The following is an 11,393-nucleotide window of genomic DNA, read 5'->3' as shown; positions in this document are numbered from 1 at the left end:
CGTGGATACGCTCGGGGCGGCATCGTCCGTCCCACCCAAGACCTTCACGTCGTTTCGCACAAGGGCACCTATCGGGACGTTCTAGATCGGTAACCTCTGCTTCCTCACGTGTTTCCGGCCGTTTCGGGCCGAGGAAACTCCGTTGCACGGCACCACCAGCATCGCCCAGGATGCGTGCATGAGCACGACGGGGGAGGCCGCGCGGGCCGCGGTCATGGCGTCCACGGGGGTGGCGCCATGAGTGCGCGCCTGCGCGGTATCGCACGGCAGACCGAAGAGATCGTGGCGGCGGGGAGCTACCGCGCGCCCGACGGCCGGGAGGTCCTCCTGGCCGCCGACATCGCGGCCGCACGGGCGGGGACGCGGCTGTACGGCCCGGAACCGGTGCCGGTCCCGGACACCCTCCCGCCCGCACCGGACACCGTCCTGGAGGTCACCGGCGAGAGCAGCCTGGAGGCCGCCCGCCGCCTCGCCGACGCCCCGGTGGCCGTGCTCAACTTCGCCTCGGCCCGCAATCCGGGCGGCGGCTACCTGAACGGCGCCCAGGCGCAGGAGGAGGCCCTGTGCCGCGCCTCCGCGCTGTACACGTGTGTGCGCGAGGCCGCCGCGTACTACGACCACCACCGCGCGCACCGCGACCCCTTCTACACGGACCGCGTGATCCACTCCCCGGCCGTCCCGGTCTTCCGCGACGACCGCGGCACGCTGCTCGCCGAGCCCTGTCGCGCGGGTTTCCTCACGGCCGCCGCGCCCAACGCGGGCGTGATCCGGCGTACGGCCCCGGAGCGGACCGGCGAACTGCCGCGGGCCCTCGCCGTCCGGGCCGAACGGGTGCTGGAGGTGGCCGCCGCGCACGGCTACCGGCGGCTGGTCCTCGGCGCGTGGGGCTGCGGGGTGTTCCAGAACGACCCCGCACAGGTCGCGGGCGCCTTCCGGGGGCTCCTGGGCCCCGGCGGACGGTTCGCCGGGAGCTTCGAACACGTGGTGTTCGGGGTCCTGGACCGCACGCCGGGATCCGTGGTCCGGGCCGCCTTCGCCGAGGCGTTCCGGCCCGCTGAGGTCTGAGCGGATCCGGAGAAGTCGGCTGCGGTCCCGCGCCCCTTGAGGGGCGCGGGGCTGTATCCGATGTGCGGCTACCGCCGCGTGGGCGCGACCAGCCCCCACCGGCCCGGGGCAGACGAACCGCGCAACCAGCGGAGCGCCTGGCTCAGTTCCAGCCGTAGCGCTCGTGCAGCCGGTGGCGTACCAGGTTGAAGCGACCCCGGTCGAGTGCGCAGGCCTCGCGGCGCATGCCGTCCTCGTGCAGCCGCAGGACGCGGTCCACGTCGACCCAGGAGTCCCGCCCCGTGCGGTCCCACGGCCCGCTCCCGATCGCCACCCATTCCCGGTCGTTGTCGTGGCGCTTGCTGGACAGCTGGACGGCGAGCAGGGTGCCGGCCGCCTCCCGGGCGACGACCAGCACCGGCCGGTCCTTGCCCCGCCCGTCGTTCTCCTCGAAGGGCACCCAGGTCCACACGATCTCACCGGGGTCGGGGTCGCCGTCGTGGGCGGGGGAGTACTCGGTGCGCACCTTGCCGACCTCGTGCGGGTCGGCCTCGGTGGTCGCGGTGGGGCCGTACCGGCCGGGGATGTTGTCGTCGTCGATAAACGCAGTCACGAGGGCACCCTAAGGGGCCTCAGCCTGCGAGAACAGGCGGGGTGCCGGTGCGGCCCAGCTCGCTTCGATCAACTCGGCGGTGCGTCGCGGCGTTCTCCGTCCGCGTCGACCAGCACCGGCTCAACGCGCCGGAACGACAGCAGGGGTGGTCCCGGCACCTCCGGGGCCACCCCTGTGGTTCGGCTGTTACTCGTCGCCCTCCTCCACGGGCACCTTCTGCGTCTTCGGGGGTGTGACCCCGTTGAGGACCGGCGAAGTCCCGCCCGACGCCTGCCCGTTCTGGTTCATCGACGCGAGGAGCTGGCGGGCGAGGCCCAGTCCGGTGCCGCCCATGGTGAGCGCCTTGGCGAACAACTCGGCCATGCCGTCGGCGCCGTTCAGCAGCACCATGTTGTCGACGTTGCCGAAGGCGGAGGCGCCGGCCTTGACGATCTCCGGCCAGTTCTCGGCGAGTTGCTGGGCGACGACCGCCTCCTGGTTCTCCGCGAGGGCGGCGGCACGGGCCTTGATGGCCTCGGCCTCCGCGAGACCCTTCGCCTTGGCCGCCTCGGCCTCCGCCAGCCCCTTGGCCTGCGCGGCGGCCGCCTCGGCCTCCCCGGTGGCCCGGGTCGCCGCCGCGTTGGCCGCACCCCGGGATTTGGTCGCCTCGGCCTCGGCACTCGCGGCCGCCTTGACCCGGGTCGCTTCGGCCACCGCCGCCAGCTCCGTCTCCTTCGCCTTGGCCTGGGCCGCCGAGATACGCGCGTCACGCTCGGCCTCGGCCAGCGTCCGCTTCTCGTAGGCCTTGGCATCGGCCGGCTTGCGGACGTCCGCCTGGAGCTGCTGCTCGCGCCGGTGCGCCTCCAGTTCGGCGACGCGGGTCTCCTGGACGACGACCTCCTGCCGGGCGGCCGCGTCGGCGAGCGGACCCGCCTGACGGGCCTGGGCGGCTGCCTTGTCCCGCTCGGCCTGGTAGCCGGCCTGGAGGATCTCGCTGTCCCGGGTGGCCTCCGCCATCCGGGCGAACGACTGCTGCTCCGCCTCGGTGGCGAGACGGTTCGCCTCCGCCTGCGCGATCCGCGCGTCCCGCTGCACGGCGGCCGCGTGCGGCATCGCCAGGTTCTGGATGTACCCGGTCGGGTCCTCGATCTCGTGGATCTGCAGGGAGTCCACGATGAGTCCCAGCTTCTCCATCTCCGTGCCACAGGCGGCCCGGGTCTGCCCGGTGAGCTTGTCCCGGTCGCGGATCATGTCCTCGACCGTCAACCCGCCCACGATGGACCGCAGATGACCCGCGAACACGTTGTGCACCCGTTCGGACATCATCTTCTGCTGGTCCAGGAAACGGCGGCCCGCGTTGGCGATCGAGACGAAGTCGTCGCCGACCTTGAAGATGACCACACCCCGCACCTTCAGCGGAATGCCCTGCTGCGTCACGCAGTCCACCGACAACTCGGTCTCGTTGAGATCCAGGGACAGCTTGCGCACCGCCTGCACGCCCGGCAGCACCAGCGTGCCGCGCCCCGTGACGATCCGGAACCCCATGCCCTCTTCGAGACCCTCGGTCCGATGCTTCGAACCGGAGATGATGAGCGCCTCGTTCGGCTCGGCGACCCGCCACATCATCTTGAACACACCGATCAGCACGAGCACGGCGAGAACCGCCGCCCCCGCAACGACGCCGACAGCCATCGGCATACGCCCCCTTTGAATGGTGCCCTTTCGGCACCGAACGAAGGGAGTGTGCGCCCGCGCGAGCGCCGGGTGAAGACGCTGGCGATTCCTTGTTGCCATCTTGACGCATACGCCCCTCACCTGGGGCTATGGCCGCTCAACTGTCGTACGCGGGCGTGACGTAGACCGTCCGCGGCGGCAGGTACTCGACCACCATCACCACCGTGCCCTGCTCGATCCGGCCGGTGCCGTCCGCGGCGTACGCGAGGAAGTGCTCGGCGCCCCCGCGCACCCGGACGATCACCTCGCCGACGAGCCCTGGCCCGATCGTTCCGCTGACCCGCCCCACGAGCCCGACCATCGACGCATCGTCCATGGTCAGAGGGTACGGGCAGGTCAAGCGACGGGAAAGTGGCCTGTTCCTACGCGGCAGGGGAGTCGACGGGCGCGGCCTGCGGCGGCCAGAGCTCGTGCCAGCGCAGTTCGGCCTCCAGCTGGGCGGCGACGGAGACCAGCAACGGCTCGCTGTCCGCCGGCCCGAGCAACTGCGCGCCCACCGGCAGTCCGTCCACGAATCCGGCCGGCACGTTCACCCCCGGCCACCCCAGCACGTTCCACGGCCAGGCGTAGGGGCAGGCGGCGATCATCGCCCGGTCGGTGGCGAACTGACCGAGCCCGAGCAGCGCGCCGACGCGGGGCGGGGGAGCGGCGGTGGTCGGCGCGAGGATGACGTCGTACGACGTGAAGAAGGCGCCGATCCGCCGCTGCAGGGTGGCCTCGGCGCGCCGGGCGGCCCGCAGCGGGGCCCCGCCGAGCAGCCGGCCCAGGCGGGCCGCCTCCAGGGTGCGCCGGTCGAGCAGGTCCGGGTGCGGTGCCTCGCGGACGCGTTCGGCGATCCCGACCGTGGCGCGCGGGACGAAGGTGAGCCCGATCCGACCGTAGGGCGGGTCGGCCTCCTCGACGGTGTGGCCCAACGCGGCGAGCCGCTGGGCGAGTTCGAGGACGCGGGTGCGCAGCTCCGGCTGGAGACGGGCGGGGAGCGCGGTGAACGGCGGCTTGAGGGAGAGGGCGACACGCAGCCGCCCGGGGTCGCGGCCGACCGCGTCGCCGAGCGTCAACTGGGCCGGCTGGTGCGGGTCTTGCGGGTGGTTCCCGCTCGCCGCGTCCAGCAGCAGGGCCGCGTCGGCGACCGTGCGGGCCAGGGTGCCGTTGACCGTGATGCCCTGGAAGGACTCGCCGCGCGGCCAGGTGGAGATGCGGCCGCGCTGCGGTTTGATGCCGACGAGATGGGTCCAGGCGGCCGGGATGCGCACGGATCCGGCGCCGTCCGAGCCGAGCGCGGCCGGCACCAGTCCCGCCGCGACGGCGGCCGCCGACCCGCCCGAGGACCCGCCCGGAGTGTGCAGCGGCTGCCACGGGTTGCGGGTGGCGCCGAAGGCCGGTCCCTCGGTGAACGGCCACTGCCCCAGCTCGCAGGTGTTGGTCTTGCCGATGATCACCGCCCCGGCCGCGCGCAGCCGTCGTACCGCCTCCCCGTCCTCCGCCACCGGCGGGAACTCGCCGGGGCAGCCGAAGGCGGTCGGTTCGCCGGCCACGTCCGTGTCGTCCTTCACCGCGACCGGCACCCCGAGCAACGGCCGGCGGACTCCGGCGGCCAACTCCCGGTCGGCGGCGTCCGCTTCGGCGAGGGCGGCGGTACGACGCACGATCCGGAAGGCGTTGAGGGAGCCCTGGGTGGCCTCGATGCGCGCGAGACACTCCTCGGTGAGCTGACGAGAGGTCAGTTCACCTGTGGCCAGGGCGCGTACGGACTCGGCGAGCCCTGCGCAACGGTCGTACGACATACGGTGACCCACCTCCGGGGCGCAGCCTTTACCGGAGAGTAACGTCGATCCGGCTCCCGCAGGACAGGTTTCGCACAGCCGGCGTCCAGCTGCGCCCCAGTCCTGTGCGAAGCATTGACGTGCACCTGCCGCGACTCTTACTTTCTGCGTCGACTTCTCGAACCCAGTTCGAAATACCGGACGCGCCGCTGCGTCCACGTCTGCACGAGCCCCCCGGAGAGCCGCCGTGACCACACGTCCCCCCGCCCCGTCCCGTCGCACCCTGCTGCGCGCGCTGGCCGCCCTGCCCGCGACGGCCCTGGCCCTGGGCGAACTGCCCGGCCTGCTCGGCACGGCCGAGGCCGCCGCCCCCGCGAGCGGCTACGCCACCCGCTACACCATCGTCCCGTTCCTCAACAGCGACGACGGCACGGTGAACGTCTACCAGTCCGACGACGCCACGGACTTCCGCCTCCTGCGGTCCTCGGCCTACACCCCGCCCAGCAACCGCATCCGCGACGCGAGCATCTTCAAGCACACGGACGGCTACTACTACGTCACCTACACCACCCACACCTGGCAGGACGAGAGCACCACGATCGGCTTCGCCCGCAGCGCCGACCGGGTCAACTGGACGTTCCTGTACGACTACACGGTCCCCCTCGCCAACCTGTCCCGGGCCTGGGCGCCCGAGTGGTTCGTGGACGGCGACGGCAGCGTCAACGTCATCGTGTCCTGCTCGACGACCGACGACGAGTGGATCTTCACCCCGTACGTCCTGACCGCGACCGACTCGGCGCTCACGGCCTGGACGTCGCCGGTCGCCCTGTCCGGCATCGGCTCGAACCACATCGACACGTACATCGTGAAGGTCGGCTCGACCTACCACGCGTTCACGAAGAACGAGACGGCGAAGTACATCGAGTACGGCACGGCCGCCAGTCTCAAGGGCCCCTACACGATCTCCAGGACCGGTGACTGGGCGGGCTGGGGCAGCTACCGTGAGGGCCCCTCCGTGATCCAGCTCGACAACGGCGGCTGGCGGATCTTCTTCGACGGCTACGGCGACGGCAACTACTACTACAGCGACAGCTACGACACGTTCGCGACGTGGTCGACGCCGACCGCCCTGCCGACCCTCTCGGGCACGGCCCGGCACTTCACGGTGATCAAGGAGACGGTGTCGGGCGGTGCGTCGGTGACGAAGAACGCGACCCGTTCCTTCCAGTCGGTCAACTACACCACCAGGTACTGGGAGGAGGTGTCCGCCCTCCTCAACCTCCCGGTGGTGACAGGCTCCAGCGCCACCGCCGACAAGCAGGCGGCCACCTTCACGGTCGTCGCGGGCCTCGCCGACGCCAACGGCTGCTCCTTCCGTGACGCCTCCGGCAACTACCTGCGCCACTACGACTTCCGGGGCCGCTTCGACGCGAACGACGGCACGACGACGTTCGCCCAGGACGCCACGTTCATCGCCCGCACGGGCACGGCCGGCGGCTCGGTCCGCTTCGAGTCGTACAACTACCCGGGTTACTACCTCCGCCACTACAACTACCAACTCCGCGTGGACATCTCGAACGGCACGGACCTGTTCCGGCAGGACAGCTCGTTCGTTCCGGTGACGGCCTGGGCCTGACCTGCACCGATTGTCGAGGCGTGGCTTGCCGGGTATCGCCGTCCGACACGGTCCGTATCGGGTTGGGCGGCCTGCGGGAGCCAGGCCGATGCGCAGCCGCAGCGGACGGGGCGGGAGCACTGCTCACGCCCCGTCACTGGCGCCCCGTCCGGCGGAGGCGACTCGGTGGTGCAGTACGGCGACGGCAGGCGGCACCCGCTCAGCGAGCGGTGCCGAAGTCCTGGGTCCAGTAGTCGCCGGGCTGTGCGAGACCGACGCCGATCTCCTTGAACGTGCAGTTGAGGATGTTGGCCCTGTGGCCGGGGCTGGCCATCCAGGCTGCCATGACCTGGTCGGGAGATGCGTAACCGTAGGCCACGTTCTCGCCGTAGGCGCTCCAGGTGTATCCGGCGTTCGTGAGTCGGTCTCCGGGGGAGGAGCCGTCGGACCCGGAGTGCGACATGTTCCGGTGAAGCGCCATGTCCTCACTGTGTGCCTGTGCGACCTTGGAAAGGGTGGCGTTCAGGGTCAGGGCCGAACAGCCGACCTTGCTGCGCTCGGCATTGACGAGTTGCACGACACGAGCGACGACTCCGGACGCCGTGGCGGTGGCCTTCGGAGTGCTCGACGGCTTGGGGGCCGTGGAAGCGCTGGTGGTGGTGTTCCGGGTGCTGGGCGACGCGGTGGTGCTGGGCTTGGGAGCGGTGGTCCGTGCGGTGTGCCGAGGCGGTGTGGCCTTCGGCCTGGGCGCGGTGGTCTTCCCGGCGCTCGTCGCGGGAGCGTGAGGAGTTCTCGTGACACTCGGCGCGGGGGCGTGAGGAGTTCTCGTGGCGCTCGGCGCCGCCGATGCCGTCCACGAGGGCCTGCCGGCCTGTTCGGCGTCCCAGGGGTGACCCCAGTTCGCGTCCTTCCACCAGCCCTTCTTGTTCCACGAGTCGTTCGTTGTGCTGTTCTCGGCGCTGTCGGACCGGTGTCCGCCGCTGTCGGGCCAGTTGGTACAGGCCATGGCGGCGGACGGTATGCCCACGCTGCCCACGGCGACGGCAGCGATGACTATCCGCTGGTAATGCGTGTTCCTACGATGTCTACCCATGCGTAACCCGCTCCTGAGCTGCGGCGGCGTCCTGCGGGTCGTCATTCTTAGGAAGCCTTCACACGGAGCGCAAAGGGCCTCGATACTATTTCGCTTCGTAGGTGTCGGCGGCCTTTGTCATGGGCGCGGGGTGCGCTGGCCCGGCTTCCGGGGCCGCCGCGGAATTCTGTCGGCCCGTCAGAATCCCTACCCGCGTGCAGAACGGGTGGGGGTGGCTTGCAGATGGAAAGCCGTGAATCCAGGCGCGGCGCATGTGCTCCCCAAGCTGGACAAATCCCATATGTCGCCGGAGCGGCTTCTACTATCCGGCACGCCTAGGTCCCGGATTGGTTGTGACGGATGTCACGAAATCCTGCATTCTGGTTCTGGCATGACCTGGATGAAGCGGGTCAGGGCGCGGGGAGCGAAGCTCGTCGGATGAGACGCCGACATAAAACAGCCTGCAGCGGCTGTCTGGTTCACCTCGGCGTCAGGTGTACGAGATCAATCCCGTGCCCTCGGGCGCGGGCGGAGCACCGGCTGCGCCCGGGGTGACGAAGCTTGCACTTTTTCAGTATGCGAAGGGATCCGGCGTTGTCGGCGGCGGTGTCGGCGTGCAGTCGGCGGGACCCGCCAGCTTGATCGGTTCGGCGAGCGCCCAGGAGGCGATGCCTCGACCTCGGTGGGTCCGCCCGACGACATAGGTGACCGTCGCCGTCCCGAAGTTCGCGTCCAGCGGCAGCTGCTGTTTCCGCTGCTCGGGGGAGCGTTGCCGGCGGCCGGCTCCACCCGTCGCTATGCGAGGGAGCGCACTGCGGCCTCGGTCAGGGTGGTCGCGGTTCGTACGGCGCTGGCCACGGCCTGGTCGGGCTCGAGGCCGCACAGATCGGTGAGGGTGAAGAGCGCCTCGGCGCTCACGACCACCGCAAGGTCGCGCTTGAGCTGGGTGAACGCCTCCGGGTCCCGTACGCGGAGCGTGTTTTCAAGAGGCAGGAGCGCATGGTCGATGAGTCCGAAGCGGACGCCGGGGCGTGTGGTCACCGTGTCGGGCCGGGTGATGGTGGCGGCGATCATCGCACGTACCGAACCCTGCCGGGCGAGGATGCCCCGAAGCAGGAACTCGCAGGCGAAGGCGACGCGTTCGACGGGGTCGGTCGAGTCGGCGACCGGTGCGAGCGCCTCCGCGGGGGGCGGCCAGACGCCGGCCAGGGCCTCACTGATCAGCGAGGGGAGATCGGGGAAGTACCGGTAGGCGGTGGCCTCGGAGACCACGGCGGCACGAGCGATCGCCGGCATGGTCACCTCGCCGCCGGTGCCGACGAGTTCCTTGGCGGCGGCCACGATCGCCGCCCGTGTGCGCTGCTTCTGAGCGGTGCGGCCGGCGCCCACCTGTGCCGCCATGGTGGCACTCCTCCCATTGATCGACCCCATCATAACAGTTCACTCTCGTCATGAGAGTGGACTTGCATGAACTCGCCCGGCTCTCTATCTTCATGAGAGTTGACTCTCATGAAGCGTGGAGGAGCAGCCATGAGCACGGTTTCCGTGGTCGGTCCGGACGACGGGGAGACGATCCCGCTGGGCCCCATCCGGTTGCGCATCCTGGAGGACGGCAGTACCACCGGGCACCGCCTCGGGATCGGCGAGATCACCATCGACCCGCACACCGAAGGGCCGCCGCAGCACCGCCATGGCCGGCACGACGAGGGTTTCTACGTCGTCTCCGGCACGGTGCACTTCACCATCGGCGAGACGACGCACGCGGCCCCGGCCGGCACGCTCGCGATGATCCCGCCCGGCGCCCCGCACACGTTCGCCAACCATGGCGACACCCCCGCCGTCGTCCTCAACACCTTCACCCCCGACCTGTACGTGCAGTACTTCCGCGACCTGCGGGACATGATCGCCGACGGCCGGGCGCCGACCCCGGAGTCGACCGTCGCCGTGATGAGCCGCTACGCCACGGTCCCCGCGACCGACTTCGTCTGACAGCGCCACCTCGGCTTCCCCCTGACACAGCTCACCTGAGGAGCACCCCATGGCCCGCACCATCCACACCGTCACGCTCGAGCAGGGCACCCTCGACGTCGCCGTCGATCTCTTCGGGGAGCAGGGGCACCCGTTCCTGCTCCTGCACGGAGGCGGCGGCCCACAGACCGTCACCCCGTTCGCCGGCCTCCTGTCCGAGCGGCGGCCCGCCAGGGTGTTCGCCCCGGTGCACCCCGGCTTCGACGGCACCGTCCGCCCCGAGTGGCTGACCGACGTCACGACCCTGGCCCAGATCTACGCGCAGCTGCTCGACGTCCTGGGGCTGCGGGACGTCGCGGTCGTCGGCAACTCGATAGGCGGCTGGATCGCCGCCGAGCTGGCGGCCCTGGGCAGTGACCGGATCGGCAGCGTCAGCCTCGTCAACGCCGTCGGCATCGACGTCCCCGGCCACCCGATCGCCGACACCTTCTCCCTGACGCCCGTCGAACTGTCCCGGCTCTCCTTCCACGACCCCTCGAAGTTCCGCTTCGACCCCGGCGCGCTGACCGACGCCCAGCGCGCGGTCATGGCCGCCAACCGGGCTGCCCTGCAGGTCTACTCGGGCCCGCACACCATGGCCGACCCCACCCTGCCCGACCGGCTCGCCAAGATCGCCCACCCGACCCTCGTCGCGTGGGGCGCGAGCGACCAGGTCGTGGACGCCGGCTACGGGCGCGCCTACGCGCAGGCGATCCCCGACGCCGAGTTCCGTCTGCTGGAGGGCACCGGGCACATGCCGCAGGCCGAGACGCCCGAGCAACTCCTCCCACTGCTCTGGGACTTCGCCGACGCCCATGCCAAGGAGCGGCCGCAGCACTGACCGGAGAGGAAGTCCGAAGTGCCACGGTTCAGCCGCATGTCCACTGCAGGCTGGTGCCGAGGCTGACCATCAGCACGCTCACGCGGCGGTGCGGGGTTCGAGCGGCTCGGGATGTGCGGGCCGTCACCGGTCGACGGTGGCTCTCGGCCGGACGTCGCAGTGGTCGATCTCGTCCACGCGTCCCGTGCCGGCGACGGGCACTCGGAGTCGCGCTTTGTCCTTCGCGGACACCAGCACCTGATCGGAGGTGTCGATGATGACGAAGCCGTGCTTGTCCCTGAAGCTGATCCTCACGGTGAAGAGGCCGTCGCGCGTGTTCGGATTCCTGACTTCGACGGTGGCGTAGGGGTCTTCCGGGCTTGCGCAGTGCACGAGGACGGCGGTGCCGTTCTTCTGGGGCCGGGCGGTTGCGCCGGAGGAGGACGTGGCGGGGGTGGCAGGGCGGGTGGGCCGCGGACGGTGGGTGCCGGTACTCGTACTCGTCCCGGAGGCGTTCGCGTCCCCGCCGGACGACTCGCCGCCGTGCGAGCCACCGCTGCCCGGGGACGGCGTCGAACTGTCGTGGTCCTGGCGGGAACTGCTGCAACCGCCACCGTCGCTGCTGTGCTGGCCGCGGCCCGACGAGAACCCGGTCAGGGCCAGTACGACCATGGCCGACACCGCGGTGAATCTGAGTCTGCGCCCCCGTGTGTACATGCCGTCACTCTATCCACGGGAGTCGCACC

12 protein-coding genes are annotated in these 11,393 nt (G+C 70.8%); 5 read left to right on the top strand and 7 right to left on the bottom strand.

All coding sequences use genetic code 11. The features are described from left to right. Positions 1–237 precede the first annotated feature (237 nt). The gene (locus ACFY0P_RS27550) at positions 238–1,065 is read left to right on the top strand and encodes a TIGR02452 family protein (RefSeq protein WP_388918442.1); all 828 of its coding nucleotides are present in this window, start codon (positions 238–240) and stop codon (positions 1,063–1,065) included. A gap of 142 nt (positions 1,066–1,207) precedes the next feature. On the opposite strand, the gene ACFY0P_RS27545 is transcribed toward ACFY0P_RS27550, so the two are convergent. From ACFY0P_RS27545 to ACFY0P_RS27530, 4 genes are all read right to left on the bottom strand, one after another. Further along, entirely contained in the window at positions 1,208–1,657 is a 450-nt protein-coding gene (locus ACFY0P_RS27545; RefSeq protein WP_351500287.1) for a type II toxin-antitoxin system PemK/MazF family toxin, read from the bottom strand. 186 nt (positions 1,658–1,843) lie between these two features. Then, complete coding sequence (locus ACFY0P_RS27540) at positions 1,844–3,334, bottom strand: flotillin family protein (RefSeq protein WP_388918439.1); 1,491 nt, start codon at positions 3,332–3,334, stop codon at positions 1,844–1,846. Positions 3,335–3,467: 133 nt separating this feature from the next. Continuing rightward, positions 3,468–3,686, bottom strand: coding sequence for a hypothetical protein (locus tag ACFY0P_RS27535; protein WP_388918436.1), 219 nt, complete (start codon positions 3,684–3,686; stop codon positions 3,468–3,470). A gap of 46 nt (positions 3,687–3,732) precedes the next feature. Continuing rightward, on the bottom strand, positions 3,733–5,154 hold the full coding sequence (locus ACFY0P_RS27530; RefSeq protein ID WP_388918433.1) for an amidase: 1,422 nt from the start codon (positions 5,152–5,154) through the stop codon (positions 3,733–3,735). A 226-nt stretch (positions 5,155–5,380) separates the two neighbouring features. Here ACFY0P_RS27530 and ACFY0P_RS27525 point away from each other — a divergent pair, with 226 nt between their 5' ends. Then, entirely contained in the window at positions 5,381–6,769 is a 1,389-nt protein-coding gene (locus ACFY0P_RS27525) for a glycoside hydrolase family 43 protein (protein WP_388918430.1), read from the top strand. A gap of 199 nt (positions 6,770–6,968) precedes the next feature. On the opposite strand, the gene ACFY0P_RS27520 is transcribed toward ACFY0P_RS27525, so the two are convergent. Beyond that, entirely contained in the window at positions 6,969–7,325 is a 357-nt protein-coding gene (locus ACFY0P_RS27520) for a CAP domain-containing protein (protein ID WP_388918427.1), read from the bottom strand. Here ACFY0P_RS27520 and ACFY0P_RS27515 point away from each other — a divergent pair. Continuing rightward, positions 7,264–7,533 carry a hypothetical protein gene (locus ACFY0P_RS27515; RefSeq protein WP_388919089.1) on the top strand — a complete coding sequence of 90 codons (270 nt, stop codon included), beginning with the start codon at positions 7,264–7,266 and terminating at the stop codon, positions 7,531–7,533. The genes ACFY0P_RS27520 and ACFY0P_RS27515 overlap by 62 nt on opposite strands. 1,082 nt (positions 7,534–8,615) lie before the next feature. Here ACFY0P_RS27515 and ACFY0P_RS27510 read toward each other — a convergent pair. Then, the gene (locus ACFY0P_RS27510; RefSeq protein WP_388918424.1) at positions 8,616–9,221 is read right to left on the bottom strand and encodes a TetR/AcrR family transcriptional regulator; all 606 of its coding nucleotides are present in this window, start codon (positions 9,219–9,221) and stop codon (positions 8,616–8,618) included. A 129-nt stretch (positions 9,222–9,350) separates the two neighbouring features. On the opposite strand from ACFY0P_RS27510, the gene ACFY0P_RS27505 reads away from it, so the two are divergent. Together ACFY0P_RS27505 and ACFY0P_RS27500 are read left to right on the top strand one after the other, a co-directional pair. Beyond that, positions 9,351–9,809, top strand: a complete 459-nt coding sequence (locus ACFY0P_RS27505; RefSeq protein WP_388918421.1) for a cupin domain-containing protein — start codon at positions 9,351–9,353, stop codon at positions 9,807–9,809. A gap of 49 nt (positions 9,810–9,858) precedes the next feature. Further along, positions 9,859–10,668, top strand: coding sequence for an alpha/beta fold hydrolase (locus tag ACFY0P_RS27500; RefSeq protein ID WP_388918418.1), 810 nt, complete (start codon positions 9,859–9,861; stop codon positions 10,666–10,668). A gap of 123 nt (positions 10,669–10,791) precedes the next feature. On the opposite strand, the gene ACFY0P_RS27495 is transcribed toward ACFY0P_RS27500, so the two are convergent. Then, positions 10,792–11,364 (bottom strand): hypothetical protein, encoded by a 573-nt coding sequence (locus ACFY0P_RS27495; RefSeq protein WP_388918415.1) that lies wholly within the window; start codon positions 11,362–11,364, stop codon positions 10,792–10,794. Between the last annotated feature and the right edge of the window lie 29 nt (positions 11,365–11,393).

It is taken from the genome of Streptomyces sp. NPDC001714 (assembly GCF_042892755.1).
In the GTDB taxonomy this organism is placed as follows: Bacteria; Actinomycetota; Actinomycetes; order Streptomycetales; family Streptomycetaceae; genus Streptomyces.
This window is presented reverse-complemented; position numbering and strand designations above follow the sequence as displayed.